At 43.5% G+C, this 21,733-nt stretch carries 21 protein-coding genes and 2 pseudogenes; 2 read left to right on the top strand and 21 right to left on the bottom strand.

Annotated features, from left to right (window positions below; translation table 11 throughout):
• Positions 1–32: 32 nt before the first annotated feature.
• The 6 genes from KXU80_RS27130 to KXU80_RS27105 form a co-directional block, all read right to left on the bottom strand.
• On the bottom strand, positions 33–539 hold the full coding sequence (locus tag KXU80_RS27130; RefSeq protein ID WP_219836182.1) for a hypothetical protein: 507 nt from the start codon (positions 537–539) through the stop codon (positions 33–35).
• Between the two features lie 69 nt (positions 540–608).
• A complete protein-coding gene (locus KXU80_RS27125; protein ID WP_219836181.1) occupies positions 609–2,006 on the bottom strand; it encodes a sensor histidine kinase in 1,398 nt (465 codons plus the stop codon).
• 2 nt (positions 2,007–2,008) lie between these two features.
• Entirely contained in the window at positions 2,009–2,662 is a 654-nt protein-coding gene (locus KXU80_RS27120; protein WP_219836180.1) for a response regulator transcription factor, read from the bottom strand.
• Positions 2,663–3,383: 721 nt separating this feature from the next.
• Positions 3,384–4,421 (bottom strand): alpha/beta fold hydrolase, encoded by a 1,038-nt coding sequence (locus KXU80_RS27115; RefSeq protein ID WP_219836179.1) that lies wholly within the window; start codon positions 4,419–4,421, stop codon positions 3,384–3,386.
• A 193-nt stretch (positions 4,422–4,614) separates the two neighbouring features.
• The gene (locus tag KXU80_RS27110; RefSeq protein ID WP_219836178.1) at positions 4,615–5,103 is read right to left on the bottom strand and encodes a cupin domain-containing protein; all 489 of its coding nucleotides are present in this window, start codon (positions 5,101–5,103) and stop codon (positions 4,615–4,617) included.
• Between the two features lie 67 nt (positions 5,104–5,170).
• Positions 5,171–5,665 carry a cupin domain-containing protein gene (locus KXU80_RS27105; protein WP_219836177.1) on the bottom strand — a complete coding sequence of 165 codons (495 nt, stop codon included), beginning with the start codon at positions 5,663–5,665 and terminating at the stop codon, positions 5,171–5,173.
• A gap of 169 nt (positions 5,666–5,834) precedes the next feature.
• On the opposite strand from KXU80_RS27105, the gene KXU80_RS28580 reads away from it, so the two are divergent.
• On the top strand, positions 5,835–5,990 hold the full coding sequence (locus KXU80_RS28580; RefSeq protein WP_219836176.1) for a LysR family transcriptional regulator: 156 nt from the start codon (positions 5,835–5,837) through the stop codon (positions 5,988–5,990).
• Between the two features lie 228 nt (positions 5,991–6,218).
• Here the strand turns inward: KXU80_RS28580 and KXU80_RS27095 are convergent, their stop codons facing one another.
• Entirely contained in the window at positions 6,219–7,076 is an 858-nt protein-coding gene (locus KXU80_RS27095; RefSeq protein WP_219836175.1) for a LysR family transcriptional regulator, read from the bottom strand.
• A gap of 175 nt (positions 7,077–7,251) precedes the next feature.
• On the opposite strand from KXU80_RS27095, the gene KXU80_RS27090 reads away from it, so the two are divergent.
• Positions 7,252–7,710: a cupin domain-containing protein gene (locus tag KXU80_RS27090; protein WP_219836174.1), complete on the top strand. Its 459-nt coding sequence runs from the start codon at positions 7,252–7,254 to the stop codon at positions 7,708–7,710.
• Between the two features lie 1,016 nt (positions 7,711–8,726).
• Here KXU80_RS27090 and KXU80_RS27085 read toward each other — a convergent pair.
• From KXU80_RS27085 to KXU80_RS27025, 14 genes and pseudogenes are all read right to left on the bottom strand, one after another.
• Positions 8,727–9,101, bottom strand: a pseudogene (locus KXU80_RS27085) (sigma-70 family RNA polymerase sigma factor); the annotation flags it as partial.
• Between the two features lie 31 nt (positions 9,102–9,132).
• Complete coding sequence (locus tag KXU80_RS27080) at positions 9,133–10,638, bottom strand: recombinase family protein (RefSeq protein ID WP_219836172.1); 1,506 nt, start codon at positions 10,636–10,638, stop codon at positions 9,133–9,135.
• 436 nt (positions 10,639–11,074) lie between these two features.
• Positions 11,075–11,647: a 2-phosphoglycerate kinase gene (locus KXU80_RS27075; RefSeq protein ID WP_219836171.1), complete on the bottom strand. Its 573-nt coding sequence runs from the start codon at positions 11,645–11,647 to the stop codon at positions 11,075–11,077.
• Positions 11,648–11,896: 249 nt separating this feature from the next.
• Positions 11,897–12,541: an IS3 family transposase gene (locus tag KXU80_RS27070; RefSeq protein ID WP_258171499.1), complete on the bottom strand. Its 645-nt coding sequence runs from the start codon at positions 12,539–12,541 to the stop codon at positions 11,897–11,899.
• A 222-nt stretch (positions 12,542–12,763) separates the two neighbouring features.
• Positions 12,764–13,441, bottom strand: a complete 678-nt coding sequence (locus KXU80_RS27065) for a helix-turn-helix domain-containing protein (protein WP_219836169.1) — start codon at positions 13,439–13,441, stop codon at positions 12,764–12,766.
• A gap of 285 nt (positions 13,442–13,726) precedes the next feature.
• The gene (locus KXU80_RS27060; RefSeq protein ID WP_219836168.1) at positions 13,727–15,439 is read right to left on the bottom strand and encodes a gamma-glutamyltransferase; all 1,713 of its coding nucleotides are present in this window, start codon (positions 15,437–15,439) and stop codon (positions 13,727–13,729) included.
• Between the two features lie 209 nt (positions 15,440–15,648).
• Positions 15,649–16,131 (bottom strand): hypothetical protein, encoded by a 483-nt coding sequence (locus KXU80_RS27055; RefSeq protein WP_219836167.1) that lies wholly within the window; start codon positions 16,129–16,131, stop codon positions 15,649–15,651.
• 281 nt (positions 16,132–16,412) lie between these two features.
• Complete coding sequence (locus KXU80_RS27050; protein WP_219836166.1) at positions 16,413–16,895, bottom strand: NUDIX hydrolase; 483 nt, start codon at positions 16,893–16,895, stop codon at positions 16,413–16,415.
• Positions 16,896–17,046: 151 nt separating this feature from the next.
• Complete coding sequence (locus tag KXU80_RS27045; protein ID WP_219836165.1) at positions 17,047–17,259, bottom strand: hypothetical protein; 213 nt, start codon at positions 17,257–17,259, stop codon at positions 17,047–17,049.
• Positions 17,260–17,425: 166 nt separating this feature from the next.
• Positions 17,426–18,574: a YARHG domain-containing protein gene (locus KXU80_RS27040; protein ID WP_219836164.1), complete on the bottom strand. Its 1,149-nt coding sequence runs from the start codon at positions 18,572–18,574 to the stop codon at positions 17,426–17,428.
• 224 nt (positions 18,575–18,798) lie between these two features.
• A pseudogene (locus KXU80_RS28240) lies at positions 18,799–19,164 on the bottom strand (glyoxalase).
• 230 nt (positions 19,165–19,394) lie between these two features.
• Positions 19,395–19,949, bottom strand: a complete 555-nt coding sequence (locus KXU80_RS27035) for a hypothetical protein (protein WP_219836163.1) — start codon at positions 19,947–19,949, stop codon at positions 19,395–19,397.
• A gap of 283 nt (positions 19,950–20,232) precedes the next feature.
• Entirely contained in the window at positions 20,233–21,027 is a 795-nt protein-coding gene (locus KXU80_RS27030; RefSeq protein ID WP_219836162.1) for a class I SAM-dependent DNA methyltransferase, read from the bottom strand.
• A 167-nt stretch (positions 21,028–21,194) separates the two neighbouring features.
• The gene (locus KXU80_RS27025; protein ID WP_219836161.1) at positions 21,195–21,671 is read right to left on the bottom strand and encodes a UPF0158 family protein; all 477 of its coding nucleotides are present in this window, start codon (positions 21,669–21,671) and stop codon (positions 21,195–21,197) included.
• Between the last annotated feature and the right edge of the window lie 62 nt (positions 21,672–21,733).

The following is a 21,733-nucleotide window of genomic DNA, read 5'->3' as shown; positions in this document are numbered from 1 at the left end:
ATGTCCTCAAAAAACTACAAGGATGATGTGATTTAATTAGCTCCTTTTGGTGCCGTTGGATTATTCTCAATTGAATCGATTTCCCCGGTTTTGGCGTTTACAAATGCAACGTAAATATCGTTCTGCTTGATGCCGATATCTTTACCTGCCTTTAAATCCTGCTTCGCTTTGATGAGTTCGGCGTCGGAATAATTGTATGTTTGATCTACAAAGGTTACAAAATAGAACGTTCCTTCCCTGTCTACTCGGGTGCCCAAATCATAGGAAATTTTAAAGCCACTTAATGAAACCTTAAATTTTTCTTGAATCGCTTTCTCCGCACTTACAACCGCTTCCTTTTCGTTCACCGGCAAATCTTTGATTTGAAACCCCTGCAATGAGCCAGGGCCAGCAATATCGGGCTGCTGATATTTGCCAATGACCTGCACCTTTTGTGCATCAGCATTTGAAGAAGCATATGTCGTCATAACGCCGTTTCCTGCAACCAGAACGGTTGCTACTCCTAGAGTCATTGCTGCAGTGATAAACTTTTTTCTCATTCTTCATTACCTCCAATATTTTTGGTGATTCGTAGCTACAAACCAACTATAATAGAGCCACGTTATGAACTAATCTTCAAGTTGTAATGGAGTTGTAAAATAAACAGAGACCCTTGTATATTCATTTTCTTCTGAATCGATTTGTATGTTCGCATGATGGAGCTGGGCGATCTCATTGCAAATGGATAAGCCAAGCCCAAGCCCACCCAGTTCTTTTGAACGGGATCGGTCCACTACATAGAACGCTTCTGTAATTTTCGCAATATCCTTCTCAGGTATGCCTCTTCCATAATCCAAGACTTCAATCACAACGCTTTCGCCGTAATGGTAACTTCTCAATTGGATCTCCCCCCCGAACGAGGAAGCTTTTATGCTGTTTTCTACTAAGTTAATGAACAAGGATTGCAATAGTTCTTGATCACCATAGACTTCGTCGGCCGAGCACTCACGTATAATCGTCATCTGCTTTGCTTCTAGATGATGCCGCTCCATGTTTATCACATATGAAAACAGATCTTCTATATCAACGGGTTCTAAGGCAACCTCTTCACTCTTCAAATATAACAACTGCATCATTTTTCCTGAGAGGACGTCCAGCCGCGCAATATGCTCATGAATGTACTGGACCGCCATTTTCCTTTCTTCCTCATTATAATTGGCATGATTTAAAAACACGCTATATCCCTTGATAGCCGTAATGGGGGTTTTAAGTTCATGAGTGAGGTTGTTGATGAATATTTCTTTGTCTTCACTCGCCTTTTTGATCGTTTCAATATGATTGGAAACAGCATCAGCCATCCTGTTAAAATCTTGTGCTAATTCCCCAAATTCGTCGTTTACTCCCACTTTCACTCGTTGATCATACGCTCCTGCGGCAATTGCCTTTACACCTTTGTTTAACCTGCGAATAGGTGCGGTTAATTGAAATAATAGAAAAATAAGCGCTACCGATAAAATCAATGAAATCACAACACTCAATGTAATGAAGTACTGCCGTAAAGTAACATGATATTCCTGTAAATACTCAGATTTTCTTGAAATAACGAGTCTTAAATCCTGGAATTCCATTTTCCCGCCGATAAACAGCCATAGCTCATCATTCATCTTTCTGTAAACGGATTGGTATGGATCCCCATGCAGCTCTGCCCGATCCCCTGCAAATTGATAGGCATTGGAATAGATCAATTGATCCGCTTGGTAAACCTCTAAAAGGATATCCTCTTTATAATAATTTGCTGCAAAACTAGCAATTACCGTTTCATAGTTGGTAATGCCAGTACGTTCAGTATATACACTAAGGATATAGCTTAATGAATTTTCAATGCTCCCGTATACGCTCACGCCTCTTGAGATGTCCAATTGTTCGTTTAGTTGGTAACTCTTTTTTAAAAGTCCATAGGCTCCGAGGTCGAAGGCGATCAGAAATACAAATAACACGCTCAGATACGTTTTCTGCCAGAATTTCACCTCTACACCTCTAGCCTGTAACCGTATTTATAAATCGTTTTGATCCGGGTCTCCCAATTTAGTTTCTTTCTCAGCTTCTGAATATGCACGTCAACGGTTCTTGTATCTCCATAAAAATCGAAACCCCAGGTTTGCTCAATAATTTTCTCACGGGATAGCGCGATATTTTTATATTGCACAAGAAGATCTAATAATTGGAATTCCTTGTTGGTTATTTCGACTTCTTGCCCATGAACAGTCACAATATGCTTTTCCAAATCAACTATGGTGTCATCCAGCCTAAATTCGTTTGCGGCCTTTTGGTTTCTTCTTAAAATGACATGGATTCGAGCGATGAGTTCCACTGCTTCAAAAGGCTTGACTATATAATCTTCCGCTCCGGTCTCCAAGCCATATACTTTATCAGAAACCGTATTTCTTGCAGTTAAGAAGATAACCGGCACGCCCCGTTTCACAATATCCTGCACGATTTCAAAGCCGTCTCTGCCAGGCAGCATCACGTCGAGGATGACTAAATCGATACGCATCTCATTTAATGTTTTTAGAACTTGATCTCCACTATACAATTGGACATACTCATGCCCGACCATCTTTAAATTTACGGCAATCAAATCGTTAATTGCCTTCTCATCATCAACAATCAGTATTTTCGTCATAAGAATACACCCCTACGCCATGATAGCAATTCTGAAATTAAAAGTTATCATAGAGTTGTAAATTTTTTATCCCACAGTCCCCACAAAAGTTTATCCATTCAAGGAAATAAAATACTTATCATCACAATTTTTACCTTCACCAGCCACTTGATTTCAATGCAGTTGCTCATCAAGTTGCTTCTTCAATACCAGGAGTATCTAGCAACCCATGTTAAATCGGTAGATGCCAGTTACTTGAATATGATTTTATACAATTGATAACAATTTTGGATGAGTCGAGGAAATCGATCGGTTTGTTCACGCAAAGAATAGAAATAAGAAATTAAGAGCTTATTATGATAAAAAACGTGCTGAAGAAAAGCTGTTCAAAGTAGCGATAATTGCTTGCTTGAATAAACTAATCCACTGGATTCGGATAATGTTCTTGTCGTTGCCAAATGACAAGAACATTATCCGATAACTATAAAAGCCCGCAGTTTTCGCGGACCTCATTCAGATTATGTTCTTGTCTTCCGACAAATTCGCAAACAATAGTTAGATAGCATCGTTATTGAATATTCGGTGCAATAGAGCCATTGAGTTAATGAGTGAGAGCCACCATATCCCCTACCTCGATTTCCTTGGCGGATAACTCGAAACATTAACCCGTAAATCAGGTTATCGTTCTTGATGACGAAAAAAGCAGTGCATGGCTTAGACTTGCCATGCACTGCTTTTTTTGTTATTCGAAAAACTCATTAAACAGTTTAATGGTTTCCTGCGGTTTCTGCTCTGCGATCCAGTGTCCTGCTCCATCTAGTTTCACCGATTTTACATCAGTCGCATATTGACGCAAATGTGCATCAAGATTACGGAAAGTGGAATCAAAACCTGCAATACCGAGAACTGGCATTGATAATTTTGGATAAGTTTTGAAATCTTCAATATCTTGCCTGAATGCTTTATACCACCCGTTGCTTGCGCGAATGGCTTCAGCACTTGAATATGCCGCATAGTAGGCTTCTTTGACCTCTTTGGTCATAGGAGGCTTGTTGCCATAGGCCAAATAGTCAAAGAGCCAATCTTGATAAATACGCATTCCATTCCCTTGCAGCAATTTCTCAGGCAATTCTGGAACAGAATTCAGTCCAAACCACCAAGGGTAAATCGGATGGTCTTTAACGCTTGTATCGTACACCCCCGGCGGCGGCAAGAGAGGGAGTCCCAGATAGCGTTCAGATGGATGAACAACATCCAACACAGCTAGCTTTGTCGTAGCTTGAGGGTAATTGGCTGCGTAAGCATAAGCAACAAATGCCCCAATGTCATGTCCTGCCATATTAACTTTCGTATAGCCAAGCTCTTTGACCAAGGCATAGACATCTGACGCCATTGTCTTCTTGTCATAGCCTGATGCAGGCTTGTCAGAGCTGCCCATTCCACGATATTCAACGACATAAACATGATATTTCTTTGCTAGTTCCGGCATAATGTTGTGATACGCATACCATGTTTGCGGCCAGCCTGGAAGAAGGAATAGCGGTTCACCCTTACCCCCTTCAACATAGTGAAGCTTGATTCCATTTACCTTTTTGTATCCATTTTTGAATCCTGGAAGTGTTTTGACGAGTTCCTTATCCGAATAAGCTTTGTTTACGGATGCATCATTATTCGGGTTGTTGTTTGTTGTGAAAGCTGTAATAAGAGCTGACACAAGCGCTGCCAACAGAATAAATGCACTTAATTTGGCAAACTTTCTCGTAGTTCCTTTTGACATCATAATACCTCCATTACAAATATTTTGGTTGTTACAACATGAAACCAGATATCCCCATTTACATCTGAACTCATGCTTTTCTTAACTTCGTCTTGAACCATCCTAGCTTGGCTATCCGATCATGATTTTTCACTGAACTGCCGCTTCGTCAGCTTCTTTAATGCTTTTTCCCAAAAATATTTCTTCCCGTTTGCAATTATTTTTGAAGAGGCGGCCCTACTAGAAGTACGTGAAATGTATTACATACTTCTTCCATTTCATCTAGTGGCATACCGTTTATTTTCTGCCAAAAAGCCTCCTCGCCCCCAGGAGTAAACATGATCTGCATATATAAGAGGGAGTCGCTAAAATTTGCGAAAGCATGAGGGGTCCCTTTTGGAACAAATACGATATCGCCCACTCCTGCATCGAACTCTTTCCCATTCACTTGGAAACGAGCCTTTCCTTCTAAGATACGGAATAATTCGTCTGTCCTCTGATGAATATGGAGCATCGGTCCATACGGCGGCTCATCCTTAGGATCCATAATTACTTCAATAATGGAATATGCGCCATTCGTATCTTCACCTTTTAATCGAATTCTGTACCGTTCACCAGGGGTGTGGATCAAGTCGATCCACTCAGCTTCTTCATTTTGCTGGAAAATGGCCTGGCGTACATTTAAAGGTTGCTCATGTTGTGTCAAAATGTTATACCTCCGAGGTGGTATCATATAATCAATAATTTCTCAACAGACTTTATTTGCATTTCATTTATTTTTCAAGGGGCGATCCCGTGAAGATTACTTGATATTTTGTTCTTGACATTTCAATGATTTCATCTATCGACTTTCCGACACATTCTTGGAATGCAAGCTCATCTCCCGCAGGAGTAAACGTAATCTGCATATATAAAGGAGTGTCGCTGTCAAAATTTGCGAAAGTATGCGTCGTACCTTTTGGAACTACAACGATATCACCTGCTTCTGCATCGAACTCCTTCCCGTCCAAGTGGAACCGAGCTTTTCCTTCAATGATACGGAAAATTTCGTCTGTTCTTTGATGAATGTGAATTGGAGGTCCATACGGTGGTCCATATGAAGAGTCTTTAACTAGATCCAAAATGGCGTATGCCCCATCAGTATCTTCACCTTTTACACGAATACAGATTCGTTCTCCTGGAACGTGTTCCACTTGGTGCCACTCAATTTCTTCGTTCCGGTGGGAAATGGCTTGACGTTCATTTACTTCTTCTTGATGATTTGTCATGATGGCTAACCTCCAGAAATCATGTAGATATTACTTACCGACCATTTCATCTTCTCAATTGCTGTTGCTGTGCTAGGAAGGATGGATTAAATAATAACGTGAATAGGAACGTTACGGAACTTCCTATATGTTATATTTGTATTCCTTTTCGTTATAGGAAGGCTGCAAGATGCAGGTGGAATGGTTCCGGAGTTTTACGGAAGGGGCGAATTGGAGGAGCTTGTCCAAAGCTGCCGACAAACTTAGCTTGACCCCGCCGGCTATTAGCAAACATATTCGGCAAGTGGAAGCTGCTTACAGCTCCGTCGTCTGCCTACTAGCATAGTTCCCCGTCATATTATGAGGTCACCAGAGCTACCTGGTCGACCTCATTTTTTGTTGGGGTATAAAATTACGGGGAGCTGGGCAGGACGTTCGTTCCCCTGGGACACGGATCCCGTAAGCTATACTGTCCGCCCCCCACTTGTATTGATCATGTTTAGGCTGGTTGAGACCTAGATCCCGAATCAATAATTTAGTCTCATATGCTCTCATTTGCAATGGAAAAGTTTATCTACTTATTTGATAATAAACGGCGATAAAGCTTCGAGCCGATGTCGGCCGTTCGCGCGGCAAGCACAATCGTTCGGTACAATTCAGGTTCCGCCAGAGGTACGGCGTGCAAACCCATCAGCTCCGCCTCCGCCCGCAGCAATCCGGGAAGCACCGTGATGCCGGCGCCGACGGCGACATTGAGCAGAAACTCTTTATTTCCTTCGAATTCCAGCTGTACATCGGGGAGATTTCTACTGCTAGACACTAGCGACCTGACCCGGTCGTGGATCTCGCATTTCGACGTCGCGAAGACGAATCGCTCGTCTTTCAATTCTTCCAGGCGCAGAGACGTCCGTTCCCTGAGCGGATGATCACCCTGAAGAACGGCGATATAACCTTCGGTAAACAGCGTCTTGCTCCACATCGGGGCGCCCACGAAATCCGCATCCATCAATGCGGCGTCGAAAGAACTTTCCTGAAGCCCATCCAGTAGCTCGATCGACGTTTGACGAACTTTTACCATGACCCGGTTGTTGGAGGCTCGGTAAACACGTAGCCGATCAAGCAGAAACTGTGCTGCGAGGCTCGGAAGACAGCCGAGTTTATACCCAGGTTCGCTCTTGTATTGGCGCATGTACACTTCAATGTTCTCGAGCGACGTCACGACGGGGATGATCTGCGCCATGAATTGTCTCCCGGCTTTCGTCAATTCGACGCCTGAGGCGCTGCGCTGGAATAGCTCGACGCCGTAGACTGCTTCCAGCTGCCGAATCTGTTTACTAATCGCTGGCTGGGTTAAGTTAAGTCTGTCAGCTGCCTTTGAAAAGCTCTTCCATTTTGCCGCTTCTGTAAAACTCCGAAACCATTCCACTTGCATACTTTAGCCCCCCTATAATAAACAGTTATTTCCCTCTAACAGGGAGGAAGTTCTGTAACGGTTAAGTTCGCGTTATCATTAATTTGTATCCATCCTAACCCAGCCGCATCCGATTGGAGGAGCTATAAGAGTTGGGGAAAATGTAAAAATTCGCTCTACAAAAGGAGAAAGATTAATGTTTGAAGTATTAGATGTACTCGGTCCGCACCTGCAGCATTTAACGGAACTATCGGATAATCAAGATTATTGTCTGATGAAAGGCGAGCTCAGCCCCGGTGTATTCGTGCCCGTTCATAGCCATGAAGACCGCGAAACGTTTGTCGTGATTTCCGGGGAAATTGAAGCTTGGATTGACGGTGTCTGGTCTGTCTATCGGGCTGGCGATGCGCTGGATATCGTTTCGAATCGTAAGCACGCTTGGCGGAATGTTTCGAACGAGCCGGTGACATTGCTAATCGCCTCGACGGTCAAGATGGGGCAATTTTTCAAGGAAATCGGTCGCCCGGTCGCTTCTGTGCCGCCGGGTCAGCCCGAGCAGGAGGCATTGATGCATTTTGTACAAACGGCGATTTCACGGGGCTTTTGGCTCGGCACGCCTGAGGAAAACGCCGCGATTGGTCTTTCGTTAGGCTAAAACAGATTCTTAACTCCTCACACTGGTTAATGCGCAGGGGCAGTCAATAATAAACAATACAACTTCTTGTCTATTGAAAGGGACAAGAAGTTGTTTTTTTAAAATAAAACACCGCTAAAACGCTGTATATCATGCAAGTATATCCCTCCTGCATGAATTGATTAAGCACTGCGTTCGGGAGAATTTCATACAGCTTGAGGGATTTTGGGTAAATATGATTTTTATGGCTCGCTTGTACTAAGGATGACGTAGACGTGATGAAGAAGCTTGTATGCGCATGCGATCACGACCACCTTGTATGGCTGCCCATCTTCCACTCAGAACCATTCCCTCCTATTCACAAACGCAAACACTTATGTAACAATCTAATTCAATATTAGTTAGTTACATAAGGGATTCTAGCATATGCCCATTTTTCACGTCAAGCACTTCTTGATTCCAGCTAAATGCGTATTTTGAATGTTACAATAAATGCATCTTGTCCACGCTACACAAGTAAAAGAGATTAAACGCCATGTTATGGATTTCATTTCTAAACGGCAACCTAACTAAGGTGCGCAGATTCCGGGCACGTCAAAAAGCCGCTGATTCCAATGACCCTTCGGGGCACAACGATTCGGAAATTTGATTCGCCGGCGCGAATGGGCAAGATCCCGCGGCAATGCATTGTAGTCATAGGTGGCGGGTCTGCAGGGTTTTGGGGTGCAGCAGGGGCAAAGCGAAGGGCAATTGAGTTAGGAAGCAGCAAGCATTTCCTTCACTTTCGTAACCCCCATAAGTTAATTTACTTTAGACTCACGGCCTCCTGTGTCTAGATTGTCCTTCAAAGGATATACTCTAGTAATTACCAATTATTGTAACTCCATCACAACTTAAGTAATGTCGTGATGGAGTTGATAATGATGTTAATATTACCTCAGTACATCACGCGATGAACTGTTCAGTTTAGCCATATGCAAGGGTATTCAAAAGAAATATTCATCTAAACAGACCGATGTTATATTAAATCAAATGCATCATTTCTTTACTTTATAAAACTCATGGTACAGCTTCATCAGCGCCCGCTTCTCGATCCTCGAAACATAGCTCCGCGAAATACCCAGCTCCTTCGCAATCTCCCGCTGCGTCCGCTCTTCCCCGCCGGTGATGAGACCGAACCTGCCGACGACGACTTCCTTCTCCCGGTCGTCCAGAATATCTAAATTCTTATATATCTTGCTCTTCTCGATCTTCAATTGAACCCGATCCGCCACATCGTCGGCTTCCGTGCCGAGAATGTCGATGAGCGTGATTTCATTGCCTTCTTTGTCCGTGCCGATCGGATCGTGCAAGGATACGTCCTTGCGGGTTTTCTTCAACGACCTGAGATGCATAAGTATTTCGATTCTAATGTCATTAGTGATCATATGGTTAAAGAAAAATCTAAAACGTGTAAATCTCTACAGAGTCTTCGTAGACCCTGATTTCCCTCACGACCTGCCGGATTAAATCACGTTTCTCATCAAAGGTAAGCTCCTCTTGACCTTTCGATAAGTAATATTGGACAGCCTCCATCATCACATTCATGTTGTATTCTGTACTATGGGTACTGTTTAATAAGTTCGTCAACCCAAGTAACTGATTGTTCAAAGATTCTTCCCTCTGCGTTAACTCCTTCAATTCTTGTCTTATATCCTCTTCTGCAATACCATCTTCACTGGCAGCGAAAAGTTTGATCAGTTTTTTTCGAGCGTTTTTTGTCTTCTCAATTTCCTTCTCAATCCTGGCAATCTCTCCTGTTTCAAAAGGCTCTTTAGTTTTTTCCTGTTGCAATGCCGCTGCTATCTCATTGGGATTATTTAACCAGGATGCGACCTGTTCCCAAACTTGCTCCTCGATTATTTGAGCCCTAACTCTACGCCCGCAACCTTTTGCTTTTGCACCGGCTGTATTTTTTATATCTGTATATTCAGGGACTTTTTTGCCCCAATTATTTGAGAGCCGTCCAGTCATCGTATTCCCACAGTCTCCACATCTTAGCAGACCACTAAGCAAGTAAGGATGTTTGCTTTTCTGTGCCCATCTGCGACGTGATTCAGACAGCAACCTCTGAGCGTGTTCAAATTGAGTTTCGTCGATAATCGCAGGGCAAGGAATTAGAATCCATTCATTCTTAGGCCTCTCCTTCATTGGAACCTTCTCGTCGTCTTTGCGGTGCTTGTTTCCAAGCATTCCTTCCGTATTCCAACGATTCTGATAAAACTCACCAATGTAGGCTCTGTTCATCATGATCTGTCTAACAACCTGACGATGCCATACGGATGCTCCTCGTTTGGTTGGCACACTCTTGCTCGTTAAATATAAAGCGATTCCGTTTAACCCTTGTACCATCGTATTGGGCTGGGTAAATAAATCAAAAATTAAACTGACAATTGCAGCTTCGTCTTCATCAACAATGAAGAGCTCTGACTCCTTGTCATACCTGTAACCATAAACTTGAAAATCGCGTAGCACTTTTCCTTGCCGTGCTTTTTCTCTTCTCCCGCGACTCATACGTTCATTAATTTTCGATTTTTCAAACTCGGCAATTGCGCCACGCATAGAATAAAATAAATTTCCTTCTGGAGTTTTAGAGTATTCACCATTTACAAAAACAAGCTCAATTCCTCGTCTATCGAACTCATCCGTGATAATCAACTGATTCATCAACTTGCGTGACAATCGGTCGGGGTCTAAACAGATGATTTTGGAGATAATACCTTCTCTTACGTCTTCACGTAGTTTAGTTAATGCTGGTCGATCTAAAAATTCGCCGGAAACTCCATCATCTATATATTCTTTAACCTTGTTGCTCCCCGCCTTCAGTTGGCACTGGCGAACCTGATCGTTCAGGCTGAATCCATGTTTTGCTTGTTCTTCGGTGCTGACCCTGGCGTATATCGCGATCATGTTTCTCCCTCCTGAACTTCTCTAGGAGATAATCATAGCAAGCGGCGCGAATCCGGTCATTAGATTCACCTGTGGTAAATTTTACGTGCACCCGGCATCCCCTCCTAATGGAGGATATGCGGATACAGTTTGTACACTTGATAATAAAAACGACTCTAGACAGTATTAGTCTAAGGTCGCAACATTTCTTCATTGGATCCCTTAAAGCTGTAATTGTTACTGTCAAAGTATCGGAAGTAGATTGCGTAAGTTGTCCTGCTGGTGTGGAAATCACGGTTAAATAGGTTATCCGCAAAGTGCTGAGGAGATGACGATGCTTATTTCTTTCGCTTTCTGCGGATCACGGACTGAATCCCTTAAGCTTCATAAGGCGCTGGATGCGTTTATGGTTCATCTGCTGCTGATCTTGTCGGCTTAAATGGAGGGCCCGTGTGATTCAAAGCTGATCTTTTCGAAGAGAAATATATTCATAAACGCCGGTTATTTCTTCTTCATATGAGCGATCGATTTCGAAGAATTTCTCTCCGGCCGCTGCGCAGCTGCGCCTAAACCTATCATTTTCTTTTAGATATTCCTCAATTGTGAAATCAGATGTATCTTCTGGCGTCAACTCGCCTCGGTTCTCAACGATATTCCTGTACTTCAATATTTTCTCTTCATAATTCTCCATGATATAGCTATTGGAGAAGCCGAGAAAAACTGAAATGATATTGTCGGAATAGAATTTCTCAAACTCTTGTAAATAATGCGGTAATATATAGCACCCTTCAATGATAAGGCTCTGATTATTTTCAATCGCCGTCATGATGATTCCTTTAATAATTGGCCATAATTTATCTCCAATATATATTGTGCTATCCATAGGCGTAAACCCACAATTAGCAATGCCCCGATATATACCCATTTTTAGATGGTCTATGGAGAAGTAAGGTATTTTATATGTATCGAGCAGGTTTTGAGCCATATACGTTTTGCCCATTTTACTGTTGCCGCTAATAAGAATAATCATTGAAAGCCCCCAGAGTATGCCTACATATCGCAGGACATTTTTTTATATTATCAAAAGTTGCATTGTTTAAACTTCATGATAAGAGCGCCTCCTTGATGTGTTGTGGACAAGCCCATCATACCGAGGAGCTCCTTTTTTGAAAAAGGTGATTTCTTAGCCCTAACAGGAATGTTTAGCGAAATGAAAAGGGAGCAGTCTGCCTCGTGAACTGCCCCCCGTCAAGTAGAGAGTGGAAATAATATAAGGTTATTAGGCGGCCTTGGCCCGGTGTTCCATCGGACTGAGGCCGTTTAGTTTTGCTTGCAAACGGTCGTTATTGTAAAAGTGAATGTAGGCCTCAATGTCCCGCTCAAGATCTTCAAAAGTAGGATACGAGTGCAAATAATACTTCTCGCATTTAAGCGTTCCCCAAAACGATTCCATTGGGCCGTTATCGATGCACCGGCCCACACAAGACATACTTTGGATCATGTTGTGGCTATCCAAGAGCGCCTTGAAGCCCAAGGAGGTGTATTGGAAGCCTCGATCGCTGTGAAGCAGAGGCGTGCTTCCTGGAGCGGCTTGCACGGCCCGTTTTAGTGTATCAAATACCAATGGATTGTTATTGGAACGCCCCACGACATAGGAGATGATGGATTTATCATAAAGATCGAGAATCGCGCTTAAATAAGCTTTCTGGCCGTTACCGTACTTGAATTCCGTTACATCGGTGAGCCACTTCTCATTCGGAGTATCCGCATAGAATTTTCGATTTAGTACATTCTCGGCCACCTGTTGGGGAGTTACGTTGGCGTAGCCTTTTCTCTTTCTCCGAATAACGGATTGAATTCCCTTAACCTTCATTAGCCGCTCCACGCGCTTGTGGTTAATGGTTTTCCCCGTTTGTCTGCGCATGTGCAAAGTAAGTGAAGACACGCTCTACTCGCTCATAGATACTCATCATGACCGTTGTCAGCTGCTTATTCTCTTGCTCACGAGGCCCGGGTTTGTGATTTAACCACCCGTAGTAACTAGAACGTGCAATTCCTGCGATGTCGCACAGAAGCTGAACGCTACACGAAGTCTCTTCGCGAAGCGCTTGAATGGCCAGATAAATATTCTCTTGACGGTGTTGGCTTAATTTCGCCTCCTTTGAAGCTCCTGTAACTTTTTTAAGAACGCATTCTCCGCCCGAAGACGTTCCATTTCATATTCCATCTTCTTCAACTCGAGTTTGTGGCGCTCCGCCTCAGTTAACTCTTCAGCCGCTTTCTTTCTCCCCCGGCCATCCTGTAACGCGTCCTGACCGCCATCCTCGAATTTCTTTACCCACTGGTAGACCTGCTGATACGAGACCTGAAATTCTCCTGCGGTCTTTTGATAGTCATGCTGATTGGTTAAGCAGTACTGGACGATGTCGATTCGTTCCTGCCACGTTGTCACGCGACCCTTTGTCATAGCTTTCGCTTCCCCTTTATAGGCTTTTAAGCTGCTATGACCATTATACTTATGAATCCAGTGGGAAAGCTGAGTTGTGCTCGCAATCTTGTATTTATCGATAATCTGGTACTTAGAAAGCTTCCCCTCAAGGAATTCCGTCACCGCTTGAAGCTTCAGTTCAGCGCTGTAACTTCGATTATGACTACGGCGCTCGAGCCCTTCAAAGCCATAGAGCTTGTACCGTCGCTGCCATTTCATTAAAGACGTTTTATTAATTCCGTATTTTTTTGTTGCGGCTAGGAAACCTAATTCTCCTTTCGATACTTCTTCGAGAATCGCGAGTTTCTCAAGCGCGCTATATTTTCTGCTCGACATAAAAAGCTCCCCTTACAGTGACAGGTTTTTATTATTTCACCTGTCCACTGTATGGGGAGCATATCACTCGGCAATCTGCTCCCTATCTATTTGAGCTATCGTGCCCGTTAGCGTAGTTATATGACCTTTCATGTTTGCCACGGTTTCCCGCGCTGTCTGTAACGGAAGTTTTAGGCCCATCCGTTGTGGTGGTAGCCCTTACCTTGAAAAAATGATCTACAGTTCTCCATAAATTCAACAGCAATAGCGGTATCTAACGCTAATCAGTACAAGCAATTTGGGGATTTATTCAGGAACCGCCGCTCCATTGAGATATTTGCATGTAATGCCAGTCGTTCCGCTTGTCTCGGGAGAGTTGGTTTGAAGTCGCTTTGCCGCTATCCACATGCCGTCCATCAGCGACGCGTCGGCACTTGGCGCATACAATGTTGCTTCATGGGCATCTTTCAGTTTTAGCCCGAGATACCGTACTTGTGACAACAGAGATGCTTCGAACTCACTTTCAAAAATCAGATTGCTTCCATCACCAAATACATCGGGGGACATGTGGTTCGGTGTTTCCTGTGCATCATCCAAAGTCATTCCATACTCTAACACATTGAGTAGGGCACAGTAAGTTTTTTGAAAGAGTCCAGTGTTAATACCACTGGAAGCCATAAAGGGCTGCGAATTTCTGAGGATAATCATCGGGTTTGTGGGTGAAGGCAATTTATTCCCTGGCCCCGCCGCAGCCATTTCGGTCTGTTGAAACGATGCAGAATCAGGTATGGAAATGCCATCGACAAACAAACCTGTTTCTCCCCATAGGACCGAGTTAATCGTGTGGATCAAGGCAGCCATGTTTCCCTCGCTATCAATCGCTACAATCGCATCAGAATGACTTCCTGCTGCATTAGGGCCTGATTTCGGCAATTCACCTCGTCGCATCAACTTCCAAATCGCTTCTGCTGTTTCCTTTGAAAGCAGGTTATCAAAATTAACGTCTAACTCGACGTCTAGGCAGCCAGACTTGGTAAACAGGCTGGTAACGATCTCTTCTGCAACTTGACCAACTTGGATCGTCCAGTACATCGCTTCTGCTGAGTTGACGTAGTGCCCCATGCCGCCAACTTGCCCTACTTCAAATAACTTAAGCGTAAGCAGCGTGATGAGGCCTCCATAGTTCGGGAGCGCTGGACCGAATATCTTGTAGTCTTTGTAGGTTATGGAAACGGGCCGATTTACGAGCGCCTGATAGTCGTGCATGTCGTTCATCATAATAGACCCGCCTTCACGCTGGACAGCCCCGACAAAATGCTCCGCCCACTCGCCGCGATATATGTATTCCGAGCCTTGTTCGGAAACGCGGAGCAAAGTATCCGCCAATTCAGGCTGTCTAAACCAGTCCCCAGCCTTATAGAATTCGCCATTTTTATTTGTGAAGATCTTCTTGGTGCCCTCTAACCGACTTAGAACGCTCTGCCGACTTCGTACAAGTCCCTCTAAATGACTGGTAAACTCGAAGCCTTCTTTCGCCAGCCTGATAGCGGGTGCAAACAGAGCCGTTCGAGGCAGCGATCCGAACATGCGATGCGTCTCTTCGATTCCAGCAAAGAAGCCCGGAACAAGTACGGATCGCCCACTCGGAATCGCACTCCCCATTTTTGGAATGCTCAGCGGATCCTTTTCGTTTTTCGGGATGGTATACTCAGCGCCTACCGAGTAGACCTCACCATCACGCGCATTATAGTACACCATAGAGTAGATCCCGGCAAAACTGACATAACTGCCAGCAGCCATAACAATCTGAGCCAACGCCGTGGCGATGACTGCATCTGCCGCTGTTCCACCCTGACGAAGCATTTCCGATCCAATATGCGCGGCGACTCCATTCGATGTACCTACGACCATACCCTTTGGACCGTAGACAGATGAGTGGAAGTGTTGGAACTTCTTGTTGTCATCCCATAGTTCTTTCAACCTGCCAGCTGGCAGAGAGAACGGATAGTCGTCATACATATAAACACCCCAGACTTCACTTGTTATTTTATACGGAAAGTCTTTCGTATCCTTGATCTGTATAACAAACTACCTGCTATATATTCCATCCCTTTATTGTGTTATCCTGCCCGTTACTTTAATGAAAACGGCAGCTGATCATTTGACCGGCTGCCGTAAATAGTAATTGAACTATCGTTCCCAGTTAGCGCAATGGTCGAGTTAATTTGTCAAACCGAAAGTCTATGTATCCATTCTGATTCAGGCTTCATTATTCGTAATCCTTCTATGAGCCATTTCTTCTGCTGATCAGTCATAATCGGAAGACAACGGATGAAATCATCATTATCTTTGTCTCTTGGACTTGAACTTTTAAACAGCAACTGCCATACGGGATTAACATAGGGCCTGCCATCACGATCTTTGAGGGCGAAATCAGTTATACGCATCGTTATTTCTTTATTCTTTCGGAATAGAACGTCATTTTCTTTACGTTCAGTAAGCAAAACTTCTATAAAATCCTTTTCTCTGAAAAGATGTAGACAGTATCTAGGCAGTGATAAGTCGTTTAACTGCTCATAGTCAACAAGTCGATTTTCACCTGGTACTGCGACTTTAATATCCCATCCTTCGAAATACCGAAGAGCTTCTTTAACATCCTCGCGGTAAATACAAATATCGATATCCTCATGCTCTCTTGTTACTCTACCCAATGCAATATCGACTACCCAACCACCAGCTTAAAACCAAGGCTTCTGAAAACCTTTCATTTCATTCATGATAAAATCTAAATCAGAATGAATAAATATCCCTCCTTAAATCCCAATATTAGGTGAACACTTTCGGCAGTATCCTTGTTTTTCCTGCCCTTTTAGCAGTTACCTTTTCTTAGCGATTTCCATGGTATACAGCCCGTAACGTAATGAAGCCGCCGAACGCGCCGGCAGCCTCGACCTGATGGTTATTCAACTATCGTTCCTCGATAGCTTAAAGATTAAATGGTTCGATTCAATTTCACTTCGAAATTCGGTTTAGTAACATAATCCATGTAATGCGTTTTCCCATCGAAATCTAGATAAGCTTGATAACGTGTACGGATAGCTGGGGCTGTAATCATATCAAGCGCGTGGTCCTTTTCAACCCAACGGCAATCTGATGTCTCTTCAGACGTACATAATTCCCCTCCAACGGGCTTACAGATAAAGTCCAACATCACTTTCGTTGGAACATCAGTAACACCGTCATGCCATTTATGAATTCCTGTATTCGAGAAGACTCCAAATAAATTCGAGACAACCACTTCTATACCGCTTTCCTCTTTTATCTCTCGAATCAAAGCATCAATTAGGTTTTCACCTACTTCTACTTGTCCCCCTGGGCACACCCAACCGCCATGTTGAGTCTTAACTAATAGAATTTCTCCTTGTTCATTTTCCACAATTCCGCTAACAGCCACAATATGAGTTGGCCATGCCATGAGCATTCCTCCATGTCACTCTGGTTAAATAATGCACGACCTATTCTACCACATATTGGAACTAATCTGCCCGTTAGTTGAACGAAGGCAGCTGATCATTCGCTCTGACCAGCTGCCTTCGTGTTTTTTTGAGCTAACGTTTCCCGTTAGTTTAATCATCAACTTGGGCTGATACTAAAATTGATAAGCCCCTTGCTTCTCCATAATCCCAAATTTTCACCCATGGATATGTTCCTGAGGGAAGCAAAAATGTCCTTATTTCAAGTGGCTTAATATTGTCCATATCACACTTAATGCCGCTTATCTCCGTGCCAGGGTGAATACTGATTAGTCTTCCAGTGTCATTATAAAATTTAAATTTCATTCGACTCACTCCAATTTCTATAAGCACCATAATAATATATATTCCACGAAATCACTCAACTCTCCTGCCCATTACTTCAATGAAAAACAGACCACCGCTGTGATCTGCTCTGTTCAACTATCGTTTCCCGTTCGACTGCCTTTAACTACACACCGTCATTCTTCGTCTAATCATATAAAATCAGCCCGCCAAAAAAATCATTATAGTCCACATACTCATCGCCCATGGTGTACCAGATTTCTCTGCCCGTGCTCGTCTGAAGCTTGATATGTCCGAGCTTATCGTCACCGAGGAATTTCACGTTAGCGCCGGGTTCCAGCGAAGAGACATCTTCCGTGCCATCTTTACGAGTTTGCACGGTAATTTCCTTTTTGATCTTTAAAGGCGTCGGTGGATCCATTGGATAAAAATCCTGTTGCTCTTCATGGAGCATATGACCGGCATCCAGCCGGAATATCACGTTACGGAACCAGGTTTGGAAGTCCTTGCTTTCTTCTGCGCTAATTACGCGCCCATGACCGTCAAACATAGAGATGTGTGCTGAAAAATCGGGAAGCTCACCAATCTGCTTGAGGGTCTGTCCATCATAGAGGTAGAAAGAGGTTGCTCGTAGAAAGTCCATCTGCGAGTCCATTTGAAGCGCAATCTCGAAATACGGATCGTCGATATCCAAATCGACAATATCAAGATAAGGAAGCAACTCGCTGTCCACCTCTAACGTGATGTCGTTCACCTTCAGCTTGAAGGCGTGCAATTCCGTGTCCGGCGGGATTAACTGGATCTCTTCATCGCGACCATCCCCGTTTAGGTCCACATTCATTTTCTTCTGTTTAAAGCCCGCATCGCCAGTGTAATCCCGCAGATGGAAGTCATCCGTATGGGCAGGTTCGAGCTTATAGGCTGCATATTTGGCTTCATAGGTTCGAAGAAACGCAACGTTCTGCTTCTCTATCGGACTGAGCTCCTCTTTGTAGGCAGCGTCTGCATGATACCAAGGCTTGGTCGTAAAATAATCCCGCAAATCCTTCCGCTTAAATTCGTACCCGTGCCTTGCATATATCTCGTTACGCGCGAGCTCCAGAATGCGGCTGTCCAGACTACCGACCTGATTTGGTGTCAGTAGCTTGGCGGCGCTGTCCTTCAGAATATACTCCCGTATTCCAGCAGTGGTAGGAGTAGCAACCGTCTCCCTTACCGCAGGTGGCTTACTGGCCGCGCCTTCTTCGACTTTCTCCTCTTTCGCCGACACACAGCCAGAGACGATCAATGAAAGGGTGATTACCCCATAAACAAACCGAAACTTCCGAAAATCCATCTTGCATACATCCTTTTCGCCTTTTGAATTCAATTACCACTAAGTGGACTCCGACGAATAGCTGGCAAACACAGAAACAAAGTGCAACTGCCGGATGCAAACTGCTCCGTGTTCGTTCAGCTATCGTGTCCCGTTAGTTGAACGTTAGTTGAACGCTAGGTGCAAAGTTAATTGTTAATAAAGTAAAGTTAGTTGGAAAGACCTGTTTTCTAATCGAATTTAGGTTACTCAAGAAACTCAAGACGATTTCCGAATGGATCTTGTAATAGAAACGCTTTATCCCTTCATCTGATCGTGCATCGTCTGCAATCACTTGAATGTTCTTCTGAATCAAATATTCTCTTAATGCATCAATATTCTTAACATAGAATGCTGGATGAGCCTTTGTAGCTGGGACGAAATCTTTTTGAACTCCGATGTACCTGATGGGAACCGCACTGGAACCAAATACCGCCTCGCTTCATCAATATTTCAGGCTTAGGGATCTCTGCCCAACCTAACAAGTCAGCAAAAAAGTTTCTTGCATCCTGTTCGCAACCTTCAGGGGCAGCTAATTGAATGTGATCAATTCCAACGTACTCATAAGACATAATACTCACCTCTTCGTTAGTTTCATCAGATAAAACTATGTTCTATTATATAATTTTACACTTTTACCCAGTGTAGATCCACCAATTTTTTACTGCTTTATTCAAACTATCCTGCCCGTTAACGAAACAATGGAGCAGCTGCCGTCGGCAAACTGCTCCAAGATGCATTGAACTATCGTTCCTCATTAGTTTAATGACGCATGAATCCAAATAATTGGAAAATTTTCATTTTAACCTAACCATTCTTTAAAATCATGTACTCTCCAGTCGTCTTTATTGATTAGCCTCTCATCTGCTAAAACAACTTCAATTGCGTGTCTAATTAATTCTTTTCCTTCCAATTGAATACCTTCCTGTAAGTCGGTCAATACACCATCACATAAAAAAGCAAGCGTTGCAGCTGAATACCATCCCATCCTAAATTCAAAACTATCCTGAGCACTTATGTAAAAACTTATTTCAGTGTCCGCTTCTTTAAGTTTCTTCTCAATTGAACTCAGCGGTTTTTGTTTGCCAAATAACTTTGAGAAAAAGGCTACCTTCTTACCCTTTTCTTCAATACGACTAATAAACAATTCAAATCCTGTCATTATTTCGATATTATTCAGATTTCTGTTCGGGCAATTATAGATGACAACCTTGAAAGGAAGAAAACCTGAATGATTATTGAATGAAAAACCAGGATGTACTTCTACATCCATATTAAGTTTTCTTATTTCAGACAACCAATCTGGTATTATGCTGTCATTTAATCCCTTTAGCTTGACAGTGAGATCGTAACTCAAATAATTCTCTCCTTCTTATGGATTTCTGTAACGAGCTATCATTATTTGTTCAGTTTACATAAGTTTCCTTTTTCGGTATACAACTCCGCTAAACTGCCCGTTACTTCAATGAAAAAAGAAGAGCAAGCTACCGCGGTAACTGCTCCAAGTTTCGTTGAATTATCGTTTCCGTTAGTTCAAGAGTGCTACATTTGTATTGCATTAATCGGTTACCGTCAGGGTCTTCTAAAATGAAGATATTGTTTTCTAATATCTCGTTATGAATCACAATTGGGACGCGATTTTACTTTCGGCAGATAAAGACCAGATCATGGTGGTCTGCGGTAGCTGGTTCATCTCTGAAGTCTCCAAAGATCTGGATGTCGCTGAAGCCCGCGCGCTCAAGCATCAACACCAACTCGTTCTTCGTAAAGTCTTCCACCATTTGCGTGTGAACTTCTTCCTTAATAAGGTTCTCTTCGTGCCACAGCCGAACTCGCATCTGACGGGTGGCGACGTTCTCCAAGGGATCTGTCTTAAGTGTCCGGGCAGCCATTTCCAGCTCCATGCCGTCGGCCAGGCGCTGGCGCTCGCTGGATGCGGGCCATTCCTGGGGTTCAGCCCGCCTGTACTCAGGCAACCTCGCCAGCCAAGCGGGCGGATCGTTCCATCGCACCGCATAGTTGAATGCGAACGTGCCGCCTGAACGTAGATGCTCGTGGCAGCGCTGCATGGCCTGCATAGTCAGACGATGCTCTCCGCCGAGACCAATCACTCCGCAGGCAATTATCGTCTTATAGCGCTGTGGCAGATCCAACTCATGCATGGCCTGCGCATAGAGCCGGGGTGAAAGGCCATGCTTTGCTGCTCGCTCCTGGCAGACTGCAAGCATATCCTCGGAGTAGTCGCAGCCATCCACATCCAGACCAGCCTGCAAAAAGTTGAGCAACAAGCGTCCACTGCCGCAACCCAGATCAAGCGCCGGTTGTCCGGACGTCTCGATCAGCTTCTTGTAGTAGGTCCCTTCCGGACCAGCTTCCGTAGCATTCGCCCACGATTGCGCGACAAGGCCATAGTGCCATATTTGGGGTCGTTGCATACTTTGTTGACCTCCTTCTATTCCTCATTGGGAAGTTGCTCTCGTGAGTCGCACCTTATTATCTCGCTGAGTAAAACAGGGAAAATTACACATACCTCAGTTTACTAAACAAATCACATTTGTTGCGGGTGAAAATCGCTATAAATTGAATTATCCTGCCCTTTAGCTTAATGCTGGATTTCAATATCGTGACCCTTACACCATTCAATTACTAATTCCTTTATCTTTCTTTCTTTGTAGTCATACCATTGTTTATCAACACCTTGTTCAATAATGTTATCTTTGAATCTTCGGAATGCTCCTCGCCCTTGAATATCTACAAACAGTTTTTCTCGAATTTTTTCATCCTCTAATGCCCCAATAAAATCTTCCATGAGTTCATATTCATTGAAGTCGTTTCTTAATGTAAAGTCGATGTAAATTCCATCATCATCTTCAAGAATCTGGATTGCTTTTGCGATGTTCTCTCTTTGCCATTCAGGAAATTTTTCGAGTGGCTTTTCATCTTCAGCCGCTCCAATTTCTTCTCTTGTTAGCATAAAAACTTCTCCTGTTGCTGAATTAATGTATGTAAAAGTATCGTCTATTTGCATCTCAATTTCACCAACTAAATCAATTAACTTAACTGGTTTCTTAGCCTTCATATTCGATTTCTCCCCTTATAATTACATCTTAATTAACATCCTGTCCAAAAAAAACAAATCGG

This window comes from Paenibacillus sp. R14(2021) (assembly GCF_019431355.1).
Taxonomy (GTDB): Bacteria; Bacillota; Bacilli; order Paenibacillales; family Paenibacillaceae; genus Paenibacillus_Z.
This window is presented reverse-complemented; position numbering and strand designations above follow the sequence as displayed.

Bases quoted from the DNA above. Each gene is read 5' to 3' on its own strand.
- KXU80_RS27105 (WP_219836177.1), bottom strand. From the start codon at position 5,665: ATGACAAATCATCAAGAAGAAGTAAATGAACGTCAAGCCATTTCCCAC.
- KXU80_RS27030 (WP_219836162.1), bottom strand. From the start codon at position 21,027: ATGCAACGACCCCAAATATGGCACTATGGCCTTGTCGCGCAATCGTGG.
- KXU80_RS27065 (WP_219836169.1), bottom strand. From the start codon at position 13,441: ATGTCGAGCAGAAAATATAGCGCGCTTGAGAAACTCGCGATTCTCGAA.
- KXU80_RS27025 (WP_219836161.1), bottom strand. From the start codon at position 21,671: ATGAAGGCTAAGAAACCAGTTAAGTTAATTGATTTAGTTGGTGAAATT.
- KXU80_RS27060 (WP_219836168.1), bottom strand. From the start codon at position 15,439: ATGTATGACGACTATCCGTTCTCTCTGCCAGCTGGCAGGTTGAAAGAA.
- KXU80_RS27080 (WP_219836172.1), bottom strand. From the start codon at position 10,638: ATGATCGCGATATACGCCAGGGTCAGCACCGAAGAACAAGCAAAACAT.
- KXU80_RS27095 (WP_219836175.1), bottom strand. From the start codon at position 7,076: ATGCAAGTGGAATGGTTTCGGAGTTTTACAGAAGCGGCAAAATGGAAG.
- KXU80_RS27130 (WP_219836182.1), bottom strand. From the start codon at position 539: ATGAGAAAAAAGTTTATCACTGCAGCAATGACTCTAGGAGTAGCAACC.
- KXU80_RS27075 (WP_219836171.1), bottom strand. From the start codon at position 11,647: ATGATTATTCTTATTAGCGGCAACAGTAAAATGGGCAAAACGTATATG.
- KXU80_RS27115 (WP_219836179.1), bottom strand. From the start codon at position 4,421: ATGATGTCAAAAGGAACTACGAGAAAGTTTGCCAAATTAAGTGCATTT.
- KXU80_RS27070 (WP_258171499.1), bottom strand. From the start codon at position 12,541: ATGCGCAGACAAACGGGGAAAACCATTAACCACAAGCGCGTGGAGCGG.
- KXU80_RS28580 (WP_219836176.1), top strand. From the start codon at position 5,835: ATGCAGGTGGAATGGTTCCGGAGTTTTACGGAAGGGGCGAATTGGAGG.
- KXU80_RS27120 (WP_219836180.1), bottom strand. From the start codon at position 2,662: ATGACGAAAATACTGATTGTTGATGATGAGAAGGCAATTAACGATTTG.
- KXU80_RS27045 (WP_219836165.1), bottom strand. From the start codon at position 17,259: ATGAAATTTAAATTTTATAATGACACTGGAAGACTAATCAGTATTCAC.
- KXU80_RS27050 (WP_219836166.1), bottom strand. From the start codon at position 16,895: ATGGCATGGCCAACTCATATTGTGGCTGTTAGCGGAATTGTGGAAAAT.
- KXU80_RS27040 (WP_219836164.1), bottom strand. From the start codon at position 18,574: ATGGATTTTCGGAAGTTTCGGTTTGTTTATGGGGTAATCACCCTTTCA.
- KXU80_RS27090 (WP_219836174.1), top strand. From the start codon at position 7,252: ATGTTTGAAGTATTAGATGTACTCGGTCCGCACCTGCAGCATTTAACG.